The organism is Jutongia sp. (assembly GCF_057878315.1).
Map to the genome: position 1 here is coordinate 1 of NZ_DBLXSO010000057.1, position 18,329 is coordinate 18,329.

Consider the following 18,329-nt stretch of genomic DNA (forward strand, 5'->3'; position numbering starts at 1 on the left):
CCTATCAGTCTGTGCACGTCAACTATTGAAACCGCCGTGTACCGAACGGTACGCACGGTGGTGTGAGAGGACGGCGGTTAGTCACCGCCTCCTACTCGATTTAAAAGTGCTCATAACATAGTGGAAATCAAAGGCACAACGCTGTTTTACTTTTGATTTCCGCTAAATAATATCATCTGTTTAGAAACCGGAGGAATGCGGCGATAATGAGAAAGAGAAATCTGTTCCGCTGCCCAGGATGCTGGTTGCATGGATATACTCATGATGTGCCTCAACGATCTCGCGTGTGATTGCAAGACCGAGTCCGGAACCTGTTTTATCCTTGCCGCGGGAAACATCTGTTTTGTAAAAACGATCCCAGATATGTGGCAGGCTTTCTTCCGGGATACCAATGCCGTGATCGCTGACTGTGACGAAGATCTTGCCCTTCTGTTCGGCTGTCTGGATTTCGATGGAGGAGTCTGTTGAACTGAATTTGACAGCGTTGTCGATCAGATTGTGAACCACCTGCGAAATTTTATCGCGGTCGGCATCCACGAAGAAGGACGGGGAACCAAACATCAGGTGGATCGAAATCTTTTTCTCGGTACACCGCTTCTCAAAGCTGGAGGCTGCATTGCGGATCACTTCATTGATATCAAAAGCTGTATAGTTTAGTAAAATCCCGTTATTTTCGTACTTGTTCAGCTCCAGAAGCTGTTCGGTGAGCTTCGTGAGGCGGTTTGTTTCCATCAGAATGATCTTCAGATATTTCTCCTGGATCTCGTGCGGAATCGTACCATCTAGCATTGCTCCGATGTATCCCTTGATATTTGTGAGCGGAGAACGAAAATCATGGGATACATTTGCGACAAAATCTTTCTGATAGGAGTTGGCGTTCTGACTGAAGGTGGCAAGATCCTCGATGGATTTGATCAGCTTGGAATATTCCTGGAAAGGAAGATGTATCATGCTGCGGTCGAAATGACCGGTACAATATTCCCGGATCGTCTGTGAAAGCTGGCGGATCGGATGAAGCGTCAGACAGTATAGCTGTACCATGATGAGTATCAGAAACAGGAAAAACAGGACAAAACAGACATCCAGTTTCCGGACAAGCAGATGTGCGTTAGAACGAAGATCTGCTAAGGAAGTCATAATGACCAGATATCCGTTCAGATCGGAATTCTCGGAAAGCGGATAGATGACAGATAAAATCTCTGACGGAAGGGAGTCGCTTTTGAGGTGGCCGATATAGGTGTCGTTGTCCAGAAAGGTCGGGTTCAGGTCATTGAAGTTTTGCCCCTCCAGACTCTGGGTGTCGGCGGAATCAATAGAGATCCGACCGGTTGTATCAACAAGAAAATAACGTGCATGACTCATGACCTGCAAAGAGGTCATACGTTCTCTGAGAGCGTCCTCTGTGTAGTCATCAAATTCATTGATCGACTTCACATTGAAAAAGTAACGACCGGAGAGCGCACTTGCCTCTTCGTAAAGAGCTGCCTTGCGGTCAGATATCAGACTTTGCGAGATCTGATGCACACCAAGAAAATGGATCAGGATGAACATCACTGTCGCAAGGATCAGAAATGTTGTTACATAAATGGTTCGAATTGATATTTTCATGGGAACTCTCCATTACCGGTGCATGCTATGTGTGGTATTCAAACTTATAACCGACACCCCAGACGGTAGCAATGTTCCATGCGGCCGGCTGGGAAAACTTTTCACGCAATCGCTTGATGTGGACATCGACGGTACGGGTGTCACCGATATAATCATAGCTCCAGATATTATCTAAAAGCTGTTCTCTGGTGAAAACCTGATTCGGATGTGATGCCAGGAAATAGAACAGTTCTAATTCCTTTGGGGGCATTTCCACACGTTGTTTAAAATAGTACACCGAGTAATCGGTGAGATTGATGATAAGATTTGGATAGGTGACGCACTCCTTCGGAATCGCTTCTGTTTCCGAGGTAGAGTTTTCGTGTACATAACGGCGCAGAACCGCTTTGATACGTGCGACGAGCTCTTTTGTGTCAAATGGTTTCATGACATAGTCATCCGCACCTAATTCCAGACCAAGAACCTTGTCAAAGGTTTCTCCTTTGGCGGACAGCATGATCACAGGGAGATTCGATGTTTTGCGAAGCTCCCGGAGTACATCGTAGCCGCTCATTCCCGGAAGCATGATGTCCAGTACAACCAGATCAGGCTGGTAGTTCTGAATAGCGGCAAGTGCCTCCTCGCCATCATTGGCAATCTGTGTATCGAAACATTCCTTGATCAGGTATAAGCTGACAAGCTCTGCAATATTGTTATCGTCATCTACGATTAGGATTTTCTGTTTATCTGCCATATTATCTCGCATTCCTTTCTCCGTTTCCTGTGCTTAAAATATTTATATGCATTGATGTTAGGGCAAAAGGTATTTGACCCTGGCATCATTTATTTGAAACAAACGATAGTAACGCCCATGTCTCCTTCTCCAAATTCACCAAGACGGTAGGACTTTACATATTTGAGTTTTGCAAGCTGCTGGTGCACTGCCTTGCGCAGTGCTCCCGTGCCTCGTCCGTGGATCACAGTGACCTGTGACATATGAGCCAGATAGGCATCGTCCAGGTATTTATTTAAAACCGGCATCGCCTCGTCAACGGTCATACCGATCAGATTCACCTCCTGATGGATGGAAGCGGCCTTATCGATACGGATTCTTCCGCTACCGTTTTGGCGTTTCTCGGTCTGCTTTGGCTTCTCATCCGGGAGCAGTTCCAGATCCTTAATGTTGACCTGTGTACGGAGCAGACCTGCCTGGACAAAGAGATCTCCCTTCTCATTTGGAAGTGTGCTGACGGTTCCGTTGGCGTTTAAGGTCAGGATATGCACGTTGGAGCCGATCATCAGATCTGCAGCCTTGAGTGCTTTCTTTTTGCGCTTCTGCTGCGGTTTGCTGCCGGACAGATCCTGGTGCTTATTCATGCGGCTGCGCAGATTGGCACGTTCCCGTTCCATTTCCTGAATGTGACGGTCACTTTTCGCCCATTTGGTGTATTTGCGGATCGTATCATCTGCTACGGTTTTGGCTTCGGCAAGGATCTTACCGGCCTCCTGATTGGCATTCTGCAGGATCTTTTCTTTGGATTGTTCGATCTTTTCGGTCTTCTCACGCAGCTCCTTCTTGAGACGGGATATTTCCTTTCGGCTTTCCGTGATTGCTTTCTGCTCCTTCTCGAGCTTGATGCGGGAAGCCTCCAGATCACTCAGCACATCTTCAAAGTTCTGGGCGTCGGAGGAGACGCGCTCTCTGGCGTCCTCTATGATATCCTGACTCAGACCGAGCTTGCCGGATATGGCAAAAGCATTACTCTTGCCGGGGATGCCGATCAGAAGACGGTAGGTAGGCTGAAGGGTTGCAACGTCAAATTCACAGCAGGCGTTCTGTACATCCGGTGTCTGCAGTGCATAAAGCTTTAATTCACTGTAGTGGGTTGTTGCCATGACAAGGCAGCCGCGCTTGTGCAGATTGGAAAGAATCGCCGTAGCGAGTGCGGCACCCTCTGTAGGATCCGTTCCGGCACCAAGCTCATCGAAAAGGACGAGGCTGTCGGCATCTGCCCTCTCAAGGATGGATACGGTGTTGACCATGTGAGAGGAGAAAGTACTGAGACTCTGCTCAATACTCTGCTCATCACCGATATCAGCGTAAATCTCATCGAATATCTTCAGACAGGAATTGTCAAATGCCGGAATATGAAGTCCGGCCTGTCCCATCAGACAGAACAGACCGACTGTCTTGAGTGATACGGTCTTACCACCGGTGTTGGGACCGGTTACGACCAGGAGTGAAAAATCCCTGCCTATGTGAATATCGATCGGAACAACCTTCTTGGGATCAATCAACGGATGACGTCCCTTTTTGATCTCGATATAACCTTCTGTCGGGAATATCGGGCGCGTCCCGCGCATATGCTTGGACAGCATGGCGCGTGCAAAAATAAAATCCAGTTCACACAGAACACGGTAATTCTGTGCGAGGAAGAAAGATTGCTCCGCAGCAAGATTGCTTAAATCTGCCAGGATCTTGTCGATCTCTTCCTGTTCCTTCAGTTCTAACTGGCGAATATCATTGTTCAGCTTTACGATCGCGGCCGGCTCAATGAAAAGAGTAGAACCGGTTGCAGACTGGTCATGAAGCATGCCGCGGAAGGAAGAACGGTACTCCGCCTTGACCGGCAGACAGTAGCGTCCGTTTCGCATCGTAATGATGGAGTCCTGAAGCATGCTGCGGGCAGAGCCGTTGACAATACTGCTTAGCTGTTCGTGAATGCGGTCGTTGGTCAGCTTGAGCTGACGGCGTATCTGTGCAAGTCCCGTGGAAGCATCGTCGGCAATGTTGTCTTCGTCCGGAATGCATCGTCGGATCTCCTGCATCAGTAGCGACAGCGGTTCGATCAGACGGTAGCGCTCATCCAGAGAATCGCCGGTTGAATCATCCTCACGAAGGGACTGGCGGAAATAATTCTTGACAGAGCCTGCGGCGGATAAAAGCTTTGCAATGTCCAATAGCTCATGACTTCCTAAGGAAGATCCGATTTCCAGCCGCTTGAGTGCGGGACGGATATCTTCAATACCATAGAAGGAAAGTTCGCCCTTGGTCAGGATGTGAGTCAGGGCATCGGACGTCTCGCGCTGCGCGGTCTCGATCCAGCGGCTGTCGGTCTGCGGTTTTAACGTGCGGCAGGCTTCACGACCGGAAGGTGAAGCCGCATAGGTGACTAATTTCTCAATGATTTTATTATATTCTAATGTCTGTAATACTTTCTCGTTCATTACAATTGTCCTCATTTCAATACAATTAATATCATCATACACCAGACAGCTAAGATACTGCAACATAAAATTAAAATATCCTATTTACGGCTTATTCATAAACTATTCATATGTATGTGATAACATTTATATAAGTAGGTTGTTATGTCGATCAGATGGAGAGTTAATAAATTATGTCAAGAAAAGAAAAGGATACGAATGATCAGGAGTATTGCTTTTTACAGGAGGCAGTGCAGGAGCCTCATAAGAGAAAGCCGGCTGGCATTATAAAGAGGGCGGTGTATGTGATTGTTCTCGCTGTGGTTTTTGGCGGCACGGCATCTGTGACGTTCTGGAAGGTTCAGGATGTTCTGGAGAAGCGGGATGCCAGAATATATCGGGAAAGTCTTTTGAATGATGCAAAGGAGACATCAGCCGGTACAAAGCAGACACCACGACCGTCAACGGAATCGGATATGCTTGCTGCCTATGAGAACTATTGGGACAGGATCAAGAACATCGGAGAGCAGTGCAACAAGGCGATCGTGACGGTGGATAAGCTCCACACCGAAAGCTGGTATCAGAGAAGCGATAAGGAGGATGTGCTTCAGAGCGGACTGATCTTTAAGCGGAGAGGTTCTTCACTTTATGTTCTGACACAGGTATCCTCGCTTGTGGAGAAGGGGAGTCTTGAGGTATCCTTCGCCAATGGGAAGAGTGCGGCAGCTACGCTTGTGGCAACCGATGATAATCTCGGAATTGCAGTACTTCGCATGGATGTGAATGATATTTCCAAAAGCACAATGAATCAGATTTATGTGATCGATTTTACGCAGGATGCATCTGATACGGCACTGGAGTTAAATGACCGTGTCCTTCTGTTTGGGTGTCCGAATGGGATCATGAAGTCTGTGATGCCGGGCAATGTGGTCAACACGGATATGACCGTGCAGGCGGTGGATGACTGCCTGACCGTGTATGTGACGGATATTGCATATACCGAGGGAGGCGATGGTTTTGTTTCTGATATCGAAGGTCGTATGGTCGGTATGATCACAGATGCTTATCAACGTACGACAGGAGATACAAACTGGGCATTTATTTCGGCAGAAGATATTGCGGTTGCAGCGGAGGCGATCGTGGAGGAGAAGACACCGGTTACCTTTGGCATTCGGGGCAAGGATATGGAGAACGGAAAGGGAATTTATGTGACGGAGGTTCTGCTGAAGTCCCCGGCGTATCACGGTGGTGTCCGTGTGGCAGACGTGATCGATTCGATTGATGGCAATAAGATCCGCAGTATGAAGGACCTGAGTCTTTGTTTTTCAACGCATGAAAGAGGAGATCGGATCACTGTGGGATTGTGCAGAAGCTGTTCCGGCAAGCAGAAAAAGAAAAGCGTTAAGGTTGAACTGAAATAGACAATTAACATAATAAGCGGGAAACCGGTGTTTTTCCCGTTTTGTTATGTTATGAGCAATTACCCATATATTAAAATAAAGGCGGACATACCCCTGTGAGGATATGTCCGCTTCGTGCGTTTTGTAAGAGATTCCTATGGAACCGCTTGTCAGTGGGTAACATGGTCATCCTTGATGATCTGCGCCAGCTTGGAGCGAAATGCCTTCTCATTGAAATTCTGCTCATGGTAGGCAAAACGATTATAGTCGAAATGTGCTTCGCGGATCATCTGACTTGTGTAAACAGTTGTTTCTTTTCCAGATGAAACCGGCCAGAAGATAAGGATTCCTCCGTGGTTAACCTCGTTATCCTTCCTGCCGTTGACGATAAGCTGTCTTGCGATATTCTGATCAAGCATATAAACATGGGAATACAGACCGATCACCTTGGCAAGACGTGTGCCGTTGATCGGGAAGGTATTCATATCGTAGCCTTCGCGGTATTCGTTGGAGTTGTCTGTCTCTAAAGCCTGATGCTGTGTGATCACGACGACAGGCAGACGTCTTTCCGGATCATGCAGGAGGTGCCTTAAAGCGATAAAGCCCTCATCGGTATTGACAAAGCGTCCCTGCGTTCCGAGGCGTTCCAGATCCACCAGACCGATCTTAGAGGAAAGCTCTGACAGATAGGACGGCTTGCTGAAACTTTCGCGGTGAAGTGCGGTAGTCGGTGTGTGCAGCCTGGTGTGATGATGAAACATCAGCGATGATCCGTGATCCGGTGATGTAACGGATGCCGTGATATGCCACAGCGTACCGGGCATCTGATCGTCGATATAGGAAAACTCAGCGGTAAACAGGAAATCGTCCGGCTGCCAGAAGCACTGAAAATCATAGCCCGGAAGGTGCATGGAAAGTGTTTCAAGCTCTGCCGGAAGCTCCGGAAATACATGGCTCAGCTTATAGCGGATCCAGCGGTAAATGATGTGCGATGCATTGTGAAACTCGGTTCTGACATCCCTGACCGGTTTATGTAAAAGCGGAATATCCAGATGAAACAGTGTGTTGGAGTCAAGCGGACTTAACGCTTTGCGTGCCGGTGCCGGTGTCTTTACGGCGAGCGGATCATGCTCTTTATAATAAGCAGAGATGCGTTCATCGTGCACAGTGCTTTCATTCAGAAGACGGACGATAAGGTCAAATGTGATCTTTGGAATGTAATCCTGTTTTAACAGCTCACGCACCAGTGTGATCTTCTCACATTTGAAAAACTGCTTGGCGAGACGGCGGTTCTCGTCAAAAAGAGCGGTGATCGCCGGCGCGAGCGGTTCCTTGTCCTCCATGCGCAGACGGAAATGGCTTTTGAGCATCAGATCCCAGTTGCCGTTCTGGTAATGATTGTAGGAAAGATGCTCGAAAAGCTGCACCAAAGACCAGTCGGAAAGCTCCAGATTGGCAAGAATACAGTGCAGGATCCGGGAAAGATCCTCACTGTTCTCCCAGAACTTGTCGTCCGGCAGCAGACTCTTGTAGCGCATGTCGTGCTCAATTTCATGCCAGCCCTCGAAAAATACGGTACGGAACTGGATCTCGAAGGTGGTATCGATCGGAAGCTGCCAAAGCTCGCTGGTATACAGCTTAAAATGCTCGGATGGAAGCTTGAATACACCGTTTATTTTGGTGGCGCGGAACTCTGCCGCATTAAAATCATTTCTGGACCAGGTGCCGGTGCGCAGAAAGGTGTTCTCCATGATCTCTCTGCCGATGCTTAAGTCGTCGGAATAATAAAGTACAATACGAAGACCGATCAGATCCTGTACCTTCTTGGGATTCTGCCTGGTGCCGTATTTGCCGTTAAACAGCTTTTTGCTGATGGAATTTTTGGTTTTGACGCGGGAGAAGATCCGGTAATATAATCCGCAGGAATCCAGAATGCCCCGAATATCCTTCTCGAGCTGGGCATTTAATTCTTCAAGGCGGTCGAAATCAATCTGCTCTTCGACCTGCTGGCGGATATCATCTATTGTCATATTGGAAATATCCATAAGTACCCCTCTTTTCTACATGTAACTGTTCCCCACAATGCTTCTCTGATTTTAAAGATAACATATGACGAAGCTTTTGTATATATTGTTTTTTCGCCATATTCTGCTATAATGATGCTAAAATAAGGAAGAACAGGAGATATTTCATGAAGGATATAGAATTTGACGTGGAACTGACAGCGAAGGATCTGTACCGGTTCTCTATGCGCCATACTTATTCAGGGGTGTCCGGTATTTTTGGCGTGGTGATCAGCCTTGCATGCTGGATCATTCTGGCAGTTCGTTTCGGGGCACTGGATACGACGGCGAAGCTTGCGTTATTTATTATAGGCTGTCTTTTCACGATCGTGCAGCCGGTGATGCTTTACGGAAAGTCTGCCGCACAGGCGAAACAGAATAAAGATATCAATGCATCGCTTCATTACACTCTGTCAGAGGAACAGATCACGGTTTCCCAGGGAGAGCAGGAGGCATGCGTGAAATGGTATGATGTCCGCAAGTGTATTTATACGGCAAAGGCGCTGTATCTTTATATGTCTCCGGTCAGAGCATTTATCTTTCCGGCAGACCAGTGCGGAGACAGCTTCGAACAGATCCGCGCCTGTGTTGAGGAGAGGCTGGGGTATTATAAAGATTATGATCCGTCACAGGAAGCGGAGACAAAGCAGGAGGATCCGAAATGACAGAGGTAATAGAAAGCCGGAGCGAGAAGGATACATTTGCGCTGGGGCAGAAGCTTGGTGGTGACTGCCGTCCGGGAGATATCGTATTATTAAACGGTGATCTTGGTGTTGGAAAGACCGTTTTTACCAAGGGCTTTGGCAAGGGGCTTGGCATTGAGGAGCCGATCAGCAGCCCGACATTTACGATCATGCAGATTTATGAGAGTGGCAGACTGCCGTTGTATCATTTTGATGTATACCGGATTGCAGATCCGGAGGAGATGGATGAGATCGGTTATGAGGATTATTTCTTTGGAGAGGGTGTGTGTCTGATCGAATGGGCATCACTGATCAAAGAACTGATCCCGGAGCATGTTATTTGCGTGACCATTGAAAAGGAGCTTGATAAGGGCTTTGACTACAGGACGATTACCATTGACAGAAACTGATATATTATTTGGTCGAAGTCTGCACGGATAAGGGCTGACATGTGGGGAAAGCAGGACCGGCAGAGATGACAGATTGCGGATTTGTGCCTGTGCGCACTTGACACAAACCCGTTGTGTGCAAAGAATGTGTGCAGAAATGAGGATTAAGATGAAGATATTAGGAGTTGACAGTTCAGGCTTAGCTGCTTCCGCCGCTGTGTTATCCGGCGATACCGTAGTGGCGGAATTTACCGTCAATAATAAAAAGACACATTCACAGACGCTTCTTCCTATGATAAAGGAAGTTGTTGATTTTTCGGGGATCCCTCTTGAGGAGCTTGATGCGATCGCTGTGGCAGCAGGTCCGGGTTCCTTTACGGGACTTCGTATCGGCTCATCCACGGTGAAGGGACTGGGACTGGTGCTTGATAAACCGATTATTCCGGTGCCGACGCTGGAGGGATTGGCATACCAGCTTGCCGAGAGTGACGGCTTTATCTGTCCGATCATGGATGCACGCCGCAATCAGGTGTATACCGGTGTCTATGAGATGCGTGAGGGACAGATGGTGGAGGTCATGGATCAGTGTGCGATGGATATCCATGATCTGTTAAAGGAGCTTTCGCAGTACCCGGTCAAGGTTCATTTCCTCGGGGATGGTGTTCCTGTTTATGAGGAGATTATCCGCGAAGAGATTGTCAATGAATACAGCTTTGCACCGGCACATATGTCGAGACAGAGAGCGGCAGCAGTTGCAGCACTTGGAGCCCTTTATTATCATCAAGGAAGAGTGGAGACAGCCGCAGAGCATCGTCCCGTTTACCTGCGCAAATCACAGGCGGAGCGGGAGAGAGAAGAGAGATTACATGCAGCAGATTAAAACAATGGAACCGGCACAGGTGGGTGAGGTCTGCCGGATCGGAAGGCAGAATTTTACGCATCCGTGGAGCGAGCAGGATTATATGGAGCATCTTAAGGATGATGAACGGATCTATCTTGTGGCAGAATGTGAGGGGGATGTGGCAGGAAGCTGTGTTTTCTTTTGCTCCTTTGAAACGGCAGATCTGTGTAATGTCACAGTCGATGAGAGATGCCGACGCAGAGGACTTGCAGAGGCATTACTTCGGGAAGCCTTTGAACGCTGTCTGGACAAGGGCGTTGAGCAGGTGCTTTTGGAGGTGCGGGAGAGTAACGTGGCTGCCATCGGTCTTTATGAAAAGCTTGGCTTTGCAGTGATCTCAAGGCGTCGCGGCTATTACAGAGATCCACAGGAGGATGCACTGATCATGCAGAAGCATTTGTAACGGTTCTTTCCTGTGTTTTCCACTATACAGATCCTGTCGACCGCGATATACTTGCTTTAGAACAAAAGACAGGAGATGGATCAGATGGCAGAGAAAAACTTATGCTGCAATAGATGCGGCCGCATTTTAAAATCGGAAAACGGAATATTGAGAGAAGACGTCTTTGAAGGAAAGAAGCAATGGGGATATTTTTCGAAAAGAGATGGACAGATCCATTCTTTCCTGTTATGCGAGGACTGTTACGATGCCATGGTGAAGAAATTTGTTATTCCGCCGGAGGTGACAGAAGCAACGGAATTGTGATACAATAGTCCACGGATTCGTTCAGAGACGGGAAGAGGTGGATTATGTTAGATGTATGTTTGTTAGGAACCAGCGGAATGATGCCGCTGCCGGGCAGATGGCTTACCGCCATGATGACCAGACTTGAGGGAAGCAGTCTTCTGGTGGATTGTGGTGAAGGAACGCAGATCGCGATCCGTGAGAAGGGATGGAGTGTCAATCCGATCGACACGATCTGTTTCACGCATTATCACGGAGATCATATCAGCGGACTGCCGGGACTTTTGCTTTCAATGGGCAATTCAGACCGAACCCGTCCGGTGACGATGATCGGTCCGAAGGGACTGGAAAAGACCGTGAATGCACTTCGTGTGATCGCTCCGGGACTTCCGTTTGATGTTCGTTTTATAGAATTGAGCGAGAAGGAGCAGGAGCTTCATGTCAATGGATATCATATCAAAGCCTTCCGGGTCAATCACAATGTGCCCTGCTATGGATATACGATCACAGTGCCGAGAGGCGGAAAGTTCCATCCGGAGCTTGCAAAGGCAAATGAGGTTCCGCTGAAGCTGTGGAGCAGACTTCAGAAGGGGGAAACTATCGAGCAGGATGGCAGGATATTTACGCCGGACATGGTGATCGGGCCTGCCAGACGAGGCATTAAGCTTACCTATTGTACAGATACAAGACCGATGGACATTATTGCAGACAATGCCGCCGGCTCCGATCTGTTTATCTGTGAGGGAATGTACGGAGATCGTGACAAGCAGAAAAAGGCAGCCGAGTTTAAGCATATGACGATGTATGAGGCGGCAAGGCTTGGGCGGAAAGCAGAAGTAAAAGAAATGTGGCTGACACATTACAGTCCGTCCATGCTGCATCCGGAGGACTACATGAAGGAAGTTCGGAAGATTTTCCCGCACGCGCATGCAGGAAGAGACCGGTGGAGTAAGACACTCGACTTTGTGGATGAGGAAGGAGAGGATTGAAATGGACAAAATGACCAAAAAGATCTTGATCGTATTTGTGGTTCTTGTGGCAGCGGCAGTTCTGATATTTGCCGGGGTTCGTATTTATCAGCAGAAGGAAGCCGAAGAAAAAGGACAGTCCGCACTTCCAAAGACAGAAGTCGGCAAGCTGCTTGCCAAGGATCTGGAACTGGAATATCCGGGAACACCGACTGAGGTGGTAAAGCTGTTCTGGCGCCTGAATAAATGCATGTACAATACCAATATGAAGGAAAAGGACCGCAAAGCGTTATATGAGCAGCAGCGTACCTTGTACGATGAGGAGCTTTTGCAGCAGAAGGGCAATTCTGAAAAGGATATGTACGAAGCACTTAAGAAGGACATCCAGAAGTTTGATGACAATAAAAATTTCATCTCTTCCTATATTGTAGAAGAGGATGAACAGGTGGAGTATGCGCAGGTGGACGGCAAAGATGAAGCAACGTTGATCGCATCAGTGCTGCAGACCTCCAAGAAGTCCAAAACAACAGAGTCATATGCAAAATACATCTGCCGCAAGGACAGCGAGGGACACTGGAAGATCCTTGGCTGGCAACAGATCACGGCAAAAGAAGCAGACGGACATTAAATAATACATAGGAAAAGACCTGATATGCCATTATATTCTGCAAAAGAAGCATTGGTCCGGCATAGAGGGTCGTGCGGAAATGAGGATCAACATGGAAAAAGATATATTGATACTGGGAATTGAAAGCTCCTGCGATGAGACGGCAGCCTCCGTTGTGAAGAACGGGCGCAGTGTGCTGTCCAATGTGATCTCATCACAGATAGACATACATACATTATATGGAGGAGTTGTGCCGGAGATCGCATCCAGAAAGCACGTCGAGAGGATCAATCAGGTGATCGGGCAGGCACTTGCCGATGCGGATGTGACACTGGAGGAGATTGATGCGGTCAGTGTGACGTATGGACCCGGACTGGTTGGAGCACTTCTGGTTGGTGTTGGTGAAGCAAAGGCGATCGCTTATGCGGCAGGCAAGCCGTTAGTCGGCGTTCATCATATTGAGGGACATATCGCCGCCAACTATCTGGAGCATCCGGATCTGGAGCCACCGTTTCTTTGTCTGGTGGTATCCGGTGGACACACGCATCTTGTGCGCGTGCTGGAGTATGGCAAGTTTGAGATTATTGGTTATACGCATGACGATGCAGCGGGAGAGGCGTTTGATAAGGTTGCAAGAGCAATCGGACTCGGTTATCCGGGAGGTCCTAAGATCGATAAGCTTGCAAAGGAAGGTAATCCACACGCGATCGAGTTTCCGCGCGCTAAGATCGAAGGCTGCGAATATGATTTCAGCTTCTCCGGTGTAAAGTCAGCGGTTCTTAATTATCTGAATGGCTGTGAGATGAAGGGAATCGAGGTCAATCGTGCCGACGTGGCAGCCTCCTTCCAGCAGGCAGTGGTGGATGTGTTAGTCGGAAAAGCCGTCAGCGCCGCAGGGAAGCTTGGCGAAAAGAGGATCGCGGTTGCAGGCGGTGTGGCGTCAAACTCTGCACTGCGTGCGGCAATGAAGCAGGCATGTGATGAGGCGGGGATCGCCCTTTGCTATCCGTCTCCGATCTTTTGTACCGACAATGCGGCGATGATCGCATCACAGGGGTACTATGAGTATATGGCGGGCACGCGTCACGATCTTGACCTGAATGCAATTCCGAATCTCAAGATCGGTCAAAGATGAAAAAATATCAATTAAAAAAGTTTATAGAAAAATAATTTCATTATCGGCAAATTTGTGTTATACTATCTCCGAGGGATATCTCTGACCATTTTTGATGGAAGAGAAACCCGTATTGATCAATAATTATGAACAGAACGGACGAGATAAGGAGAGAAAAATGTTTGCAGATGAGAATGTGATTAGAATCAAACATGATGTACTTTATGAGGTGGCAAAGCTTGCCTTTGAGGGAACTCTTGAGGAGGAGAGAGACCACCTGCCGCGTAAAATGATACCTGGCCCGACACCACAGTTTCGATGCTGTGTTTACAAAGAGCGCGAGATTATCCGTCAGCGTATTCGTCTGGCAGAGGGAAAGGCACCGGGCCCGGAGGACAATGGCAATGTCGTTCAGGTTATTTCATCCGCCTGTGAGGACTGCCCGATCTCCAGTTATGTTGTAACAGATAACTGCCAGAACTGTCTTGGAAAGGCGTGTGTGAATGCTTGTAAGTTCGGTGCGATCTCACCGGGAGAGAAGCGCTCTCATATTGATGCTAATAAATGTAAAGAGTGTGGAATGTGTGCAAAGGCATGTCCTTACAATGCAATCGCTCATCTGAAGCGTCCATGTAAGTTTGCATGTCCTGTTGATGCAATTACATACAATGATCTTGGAATCTCAGTTATTGATGAGAGCAAGTGTATCCGCTGCGGTCACTGTATCCACAAGTGCCCGTTTGGTGCGATCGGATCCAAGACCTTTATCCTGGATGTGATCGGTGCACTGAAGGCAGGCAAGAAGGTATACGGTATGGTAGCGCCTGCGACAGAGGGACAGTTTGGACCTGACATTACGATGGAGAGCTGGAAGATCGCTCTTCAGAAAGTTGGCTTTGCAGATATGATCGAGGTAGGACTCGGTGGAGATATGACAACGCAGAGTGAGGCAGAGGAATGGCTCGAGGCATACCATGCCGGTGAGAAGAAGACAACGTCATGCTGTCCTGCATTCGTTAATATGATCCGTAAGCATTATCCGGAGCAGGCAGATTTGATCTCTACGACAGTATCTCCGATGTGTATGATCTCACGTATGCTTAAGGCGAAAGAGCCGGATTGTTATACCGTATTTATCGGACCATGTATCGGTAAGAAGTCTGAGGTCGTTGACCAGAAGATTGAGGGGAATGCAGATGCTGTCCTGACCTACAGTGAGATCCGTGCGATCATGAAGGCAAAGGACATCGAGCTTGAGCCGGCTCCAAATGAATATCAGGAGTCAAGTACCTTTGGTAAGCGATATGGTAATGCCGGTGGAGTTACCGCATCCGTTCTTGAGTATATGAAGGAGACGGATCAGGAGGTAGATGCAAAGGTATTCAAGGCAAACGGTGCAATGGAATGTAAGAAGGCAATGCTGCTTCTCAAGGCAGGCAGACTTCCGGAAGACTTCGTCGAGGGTATGATCTGTGAGGGCGGCTGTGTCGGCGGACCAAGCGGATATGCAGATCCGATGAAGACGAAGAAGGTTCGTGATAAGCTCATCGACGAGGCCGATGACAGAAGCATCACTGACAACCTTAAGAACTATGATCTGGGTGCATTTGAACAGCATCGCTAAACAGAATCTGTAATCATCAGGAGATCATCCTTAATGGATGGTCTCCTTTTTTCTTTTGTCAGGATGATTACTAAGGCTTCCCACACCAGCTTTTGGTATACGCCCATACTATTTCTTATGTCCAAATGTCAAATAGTAATTTTGCCTCGGAAAACAAATTGATCCGTGAGCTGTGACGAAAAAATTGACGCAGATCAGTAGGATTTCTGAAAAGTCTTTGATTTGCAATGCTTTGATAAATACGCATCCGCACGACTGAGCCCCGTAGGTGGGGTCAGCTATTTCGGGCGGCACGCTCCCGCTACCACTGCACCACGCAGCGGTACATAACGCCACGAGTGCTAAGTGGGCTAAGTGGATTAAGAGGGGAGTTTTGAAACTTGGGGCGTAAGTACCGGCGGGTGCAAGTGCCTCTCGAAACATCTGAATCCCACCTCGGGGCGAGTACGGAAGGATGCGTTTATCAAAAATCAAAGTAGCAAAGCAATTAGACTTTTTGAAATCCGTTAGCGACAAGACAATTTTTTCGTCACAGCTCACGGATTATTCAATCCTTTGGCAGGCAAAATCCATTTACCGATAATTGGACATAAGAAATAGTATGGGCGTGGGAAGCCTTATGTGATAATATTTTGATAAATGTAAAAAAAGGTGTTGACATTTTGAAGGAGAGTGCATAGAATATAAATGAACATATGAATGATTGTTCAAATGATTAAAATATAAAGCGAATTTATAGAATTTGAAAGGATGGAAATAATCATGAAAAAGACTTACAAGATTGATGTTGACTGTGCAAACTGTGCAAACAAGATGGAGGAGGCTGCAAAGGCAACGGAGGGAGTTAAGGATGCCGTTGTGAACTTCATGACGCTTAAGATGTCTGTTGAGTTTGAGGAAGGCAGTGAGCCAAAGGCTGTTATGCAGGACGTTTTGAAGAACTGCAAGAAAGTGGAAGACGATTGTGAGATCTTCCTGTAAAGGAAGGAGTGAAGAGATATGACGAAGAAGCAGAAAAAAGCACTTATCCGTATTATCATATCAGTAGCCCTTGTCGGTTTGATATCGCTTCTTCCGGTAAAGGGATATCTTCGCTTTGGAATGTTCATGATCCCTTATCTGGTGATCGGCTATGATATCCTGCGTAAAGCGGTAAAGGGCATTATGAACCGTCAGGTGTTCGATGAGAATTTCCTGATGGCAGTTGCTACGATCGGTGCGATTGCACTTGGCGATTATACCGAGGGCGTAGCGGTTATGATCTTTTATCAGATCGGTGAGCTGTTCCAGAGCTATGCGGTTGGCAAGAGCCGCCGTAATATCAGCGAGCTGATGGATATCCGTCCGGATTATGCAAATATCCGCACGGAAAGCGGTGAGCTGGAGCAGGTGGATCCGGACGAGGTAGAGATCGGCAGTATCATTGTGGTGCAGCCCGGAGAGAAGGTGCCAATCGACGGTATTATTGTGGAAGGAAAGAGTTCCTTAAATACAAGTGCCCTGACCGGAGAGAGTTTGCCGAGAGATGCAGCAGCCGGCGATGAGATCATCAGTGGCTGCATCAATATGACCGGTGTGCTGGAGATCAAGACGACCAGGGAATTTGGCGAGTCTACGGTTTCCAAGATTCTGGACATGGTAGAGAATGCAAGCTCCAGAAAGTCACGTTCTGAGAATTTTATTTCAAAATTTGCGCATTATTATACACCGATCGTCTGTTATCTTGCGGCAGCACTTGCAATCCTGCCGCCGCTTGTCAGCATTCTGTTTCTCCGCATCGCACCGAACTGGGGCGAGTGGATCTTCCGCGCACTGACATTTCTGGTTATCAGCTGTCCGTGTGCACTTGTTATCAGTATTCCGCTTAGTTTCTTTGCGGGAATCGGTGGAGCAAGCCGTTCCGGTGTGCTGGTAAAGGGCTCCAACTATCTGGAGACACTTGCGCAGACGAGCTGTGTTGTATTTGATAAGACCGGTACGCTGACGCAGGGTGTGTTTGCGGTGACATCGGTTCATCCGGCGGGGATGACCGAAGCAGAGCTTTTAGAGTATGCGGCTCTGGCTGAGAGCTACTCCGGTCATCCGATCAGTAAGAGCCTGCAGAAGGCATATGGAAAGAGTGCTGATCAGAACCGCATTGGAGAAGTGGAAGAGATCAGCGGAAACGGTGTTAAGGCTGTCATTGATGGAAAAGAGGTTGCTGTCGGTAACGATAAGCTGATGAAAAAGCTTGGTGTTTCTTACGAGGAATCGAATGAGATCGGAACCATTGTTCATGTAGCAATAGATGGAAAATATGCAGGAAACATCCTGATATCCGATCAGTCCAAACCGACCTCCGCAGAGGCGATTAAGAGTTTGAAGAAGGCGGGTGTCAGCAAGACGGTTATGCTTACCGGCGACCGCAGGAATGTGGCGGAGCATGTGGCACAGGAGCTTGGCCTGACAGAATATTATGCTGAACTTTTGCCGGCAGACAAGGTAACGAGTGTGGAGAAGCTTCTTGCCGAGCAGGGTTCCCATGATAAGCTGGCATTTGTCGGCGATGGTATCAACGATGCACCGGTGCTTTCCAGAGCAGATATCGGTATTGCGATGGGAGCGATGGGATCTGATGCAGCCATTGAAGCGGCGGATATTGTTTTGATGGATGATGATCCGATGAAGATTGTGAAGGCGATCAAGATTGCCAGAAAATGTATCCGCATCGTATACGAGAATATATATTTTGCCATTGGCATCAAAGTGATCTGTCTGATCCTCGGTGCGCTTGGTATTGCCAACATGTGGGCGGCAATTTTTGCCGATGTCGGCGTTATGGTGATCGCGGTGCTTAATGCAATCCGTGCATTATCCGTTAAGAAATTGTAATGCACGAAGGCAAAAGCGATGTTTTTTCGAATCTTTTGCCTTGTGAATTCATGATAGATGGCTTAAAGGGGCAGCGCCCTGGGATGGCGCATGCCCTTTCTTCTTATTTTTGATACCTTATTATTATCATACTCAAACTGATATGTAATGACTTTTGTCAAGAGTAAATTCGAAAAAAATCAAAAAAAATTAATTATTCTGTTTTCTGAAGGCACCCAGAAAGAGCTTCG

Annotated in this window: 16 protein-coding genes; 12 read left to right on the forward strand and 4 right to left on the reverse strand. The window is 47.7% G+C overall.

The window, feature by feature from the left end; genetic code table 11:
* Positions 1-180: 180 nt before the first annotated feature.
* The 3 genes from ACZLMD_RS11435 to ACZLMD_RS11445 all read right to left on the reverse strand — a co-directional run bounded on the left by ACZLMD_RS11435 (position 181) and on the right by ACZLMD_RS11445 (position 4,815).
* Positions 181-1,608, reverse strand: coding sequence for a sensor histidine kinase (locus tag ACZLMD_RS11435; RefSeq protein ID WP_482522437.1), 1,428 nt, complete (start codon positions 1,606-1,608; stop codon positions 181-183).
* A gap of 25 nt (positions 1,609-1,633) precedes the next feature.
* Positions 1,634-2,341, reverse strand: a complete 708-nt coding sequence (locus ACZLMD_RS11440; RefSeq protein WP_482522438.1) for a response regulator — start codon at positions 2,339-2,341, stop codon at positions 1,634-1,636.
* Positions 2,342-2,430: 89 nt separating this feature from the next.
* Positions 2,431-4,815, reverse strand: coding sequence for an endonuclease MutS2 (locus ACZLMD_RS11445; RefSeq protein ID WP_489495725.1), 2,385 nt, complete (start codon positions 4,813-4,815; stop codon positions 2,431-2,433).
* A 173-nt stretch (positions 4,816-4,988) separates the two neighbouring features.
* Between ACZLMD_RS11445 and ACZLMD_RS11450 the strand changes: the two genes are divergently transcribed.
* On the forward strand, positions 4,989-6,215 hold the full coding sequence (locus tag ACZLMD_RS11450) for a S1C family serine protease (RefSeq protein ID WP_489495726.1): 1,227 nt from the start codon (positions 4,989-4,991) through the stop codon (positions 6,213-6,215).
* A gap of 149 nt (positions 6,216-6,364) precedes the next feature.
* Here ACZLMD_RS11450 and ACZLMD_RS11455 read toward each other — a convergent pair whose 3' ends face one another.
* Entirely contained in the window at positions 6,365-8,239 is a 1,875-nt protein-coding gene (locus ACZLMD_RS11455) for a hypothetical protein (RefSeq protein WP_482523176.1), read from the reverse strand.
* Between the two features lie 146 nt (positions 8,240-8,385).
* Here ACZLMD_RS11455 and ACZLMD_RS11460 point away from each other — a divergent pair, with 146 nt between their 5' ends.
* From ACZLMD_RS11460 to ACZLMD_RS11510, 11 genes are all read left to right on the forward strand, one after another.
* Positions 8,386-8,922, forward strand: coding sequence for a YcxB family protein (locus ACZLMD_RS11460; RefSeq protein ID WP_022305387.1), 537 nt, complete (start codon positions 8,386-8,388; stop codon positions 8,920-8,922).
* Positions 8,919-9,350: a tRNA (adenosine(37)-N6)-threonylcarbamoyltransferase complex ATPase subunit type 1 TsaE gene (gene tsaE, locus ACZLMD_RS11465; RefSeq protein ID WP_022305388.1), complete on the forward strand. Its 432-nt coding sequence runs from the start codon at positions 8,919-8,921 to the stop codon at positions 9,348-9,350. Before ACZLMD_RS11460 ends, tsaE begins: the two co-directional genes overlap by 4 nt.
* Positions 9,351-9,498: 148 nt before the next feature.
* Positions 9,499-10,209 (forward strand): tRNA (adenosine(37)-N6)-threonylcarbamoyltransferase complex dimerization subunit type 1 TsaB, encoded by a 711-nt coding sequence (gene tsaB / locus ACZLMD_RS11470; RefSeq protein WP_158577252.1) that lies wholly within the window; start codon positions 9,499-9,501, stop codon positions 10,207-10,209.
* Positions 10,196-10,633: a ribosomal protein S18-alanine N-acetyltransferase gene (gene rimI, locus ACZLMD_RS11475; RefSeq protein WP_482522112.1), complete on the forward strand. Its 438-nt coding sequence runs from the start codon at positions 10,196-10,198 to the stop codon at positions 10,631-10,633. Before tsaB ends, rimI begins: the two co-directional genes overlap by 14 nt.
* Positions 10,634-10,717: 84 nt before the next feature.
* A complete protein-coding gene (locus tag ACZLMD_RS11480) occupies positions 10,718-10,936 on the forward strand; it encodes a hypothetical protein (RefSeq protein WP_482522111.1) in 219 nt (72 codons plus the stop codon).
* A 44-nt stretch (positions 10,937-10,980) separates the two neighbouring features.
* Complete coding sequence (locus tag ACZLMD_RS11485) at positions 10,981-11,904, forward strand: ribonuclease Z (RefSeq protein ID WP_022305392.1); 924 nt, start codon at positions 10,981-10,983, stop codon at positions 11,902-11,904.
* Between the two features lies 1 nt (position 11,905).
* On the forward strand, positions 11,906-12,511 hold the full coding sequence (locus ACZLMD_RS11490; protein WP_022305393.1) for a DUF6715 family protein: 606 nt from the start codon (positions 11,906-11,908) through the stop codon (positions 12,509-12,511).
* Positions 12,512-12,602: 91 nt separating this feature from the next.
* The gene (tsaD, locus tag ACZLMD_RS11495; protein WP_022305394.1) at positions 12,603-13,625 is read left to right on the forward strand and encodes a tRNA (adenosine(37)-N6)-threonylcarbamoyltransferase complex transferase subunit TsaD; all 1,023 of its coding nucleotides are present in this window, start codon (positions 12,603-12,605) and stop codon (positions 13,623-13,625) included.
* A gap of 157 nt (positions 13,626-13,782) precedes the next feature.
* Positions 13,783-15,228 (forward strand): 4Fe-4S dicluster domain-containing protein, encoded by a 1,446-nt coding sequence (locus ACZLMD_RS11500; RefSeq protein WP_482522114.1) that lies wholly within the window; start codon positions 13,783-13,785, stop codon positions 15,226-15,228.
* A gap of 762 nt (positions 15,229-15,990) precedes the next feature.
* On the forward strand, positions 15,991-16,209 hold the full coding sequence (locus ACZLMD_RS11505; RefSeq protein ID WP_022305396.1) for a cation transporter: 219 nt from the start codon (positions 15,991-15,993) through the stop codon (positions 16,207-16,209).
* Positions 16,210-16,227: 18 nt separating this feature from the next.
* On the forward strand, positions 16,228-18,099 hold the full coding sequence (locus ACZLMD_RS11510; RefSeq protein WP_489495727.1) for a heavy metal translocating P-type ATPase: 1,872 nt from the start codon (positions 16,228-16,230) through the stop codon (positions 18,097-18,099).
* Positions 18,100-18,329 lie beyond the last annotated feature (230 nt).

Excerpts from the sequence above, each read along its gene's own strand:
- rimI (WP_482522112.1), top strand. The coding sequence starts at position 10,196 with ATGCAGCAGATTAAAACAATGGAACCGGCACAGGTGGGTGAGGTCTGC.
- ACZLMD_RS11510 (WP_489495727.1), top strand. The coding sequence starts at position 16,228 with ATGACGAAGAAGCAGAAAAAAGCACTTATCCGTATTATCATATCAGTA.
- ACZLMD_RS11505 (WP_022305396.1), top strand. The coding sequence starts at position 15,991 with ATGAAAAAGACTTACAAGATTGATGTTGACTGTGCAAACTGTGCAAAC.
- ACZLMD_RS11480 (WP_482522111.1), top strand. The coding sequence starts at position 10,718 with ATGGCAGAGAAAAACTTATGCTGCAATAGATGCGGCCGCATTTTAAAA.
- tsaB (WP_158577252.1), top strand. The coding sequence starts at position 9,499 with ATGAAGATATTAGGAGTTGACAGTTCAGGCTTAGCTGCTTCCGCCGCT.
- ACZLMD_RS11455 (WP_482523176.1), bottom strand. The coding sequence starts at position 8,239 with ATGGATATTTCCAATATGACAATAGATGATATCCGCCAGCAGGTCGAA.
- ACZLMD_RS11440 (WP_482522438.1), bottom strand. The coding sequence starts at position 2,341 with ATGGCAGATAAACAGAAAATCCTAATCGTAGATGACGATAACAATATT.
- ACZLMD_RS11460 (WP_022305387.1), top strand. The coding sequence starts at position 8,386 with ATGAAGGATATAGAATTTGACGTGGAACTGACAGCGAAGGATCTGTAC.
- ACZLMD_RS11435 (WP_482522437.1), bottom strand. The coding sequence starts at position 1,608 with ATGAAAATATCAATTCGAACCATTTATGTAACAACATTTCTGATCCTT.
- tsaE (WP_022305388.1), top strand. The coding sequence starts at position 8,919 with ATGACAGAGGTAATAGAAAGCCGGAGCGAGAAGGATACATTTGCGCTG.
- ACZLMD_RS11445 (WP_489495725.1), bottom strand. The coding sequence starts at position 4,815 with ATGAACGAGAAAGTATTACAGACATTAGAATATAATAAAATCATTGAG.
- ACZLMD_RS11485 (WP_022305392.1), top strand. The coding sequence starts at position 10,981 with ATGTTAGATGTATGTTTGTTAGGAACCAGCGGAATGATGCCGCTGCCG.
- ACZLMD_RS11500 (WP_482522114.1), top strand. The coding sequence starts at position 13,783 with ATGTTTGCAGATGAGAATGTGATTAGAATCAAACATGATGTACTTTAT.
- ACZLMD_RS11450 (WP_489495726.1), top strand. The coding sequence starts at position 4,989 with ATGTCAAGAAAAGAAAAGGATACGAATGATCAGGAGTATTGCTTTTTA.
- tsaD (WP_022305394.1), top strand. The coding sequence starts at position 12,603 with ATGGAAAAAGATATATTGATACTGGGAATTGAAAGCTCCTGCGATGAG.
- ACZLMD_RS11490 (WP_022305393.1), top strand. The coding sequence starts at position 11,906 with ATGGACAAAATGACCAAAAAGATCTTGATCGTATTTGTGGTTCTTGTG.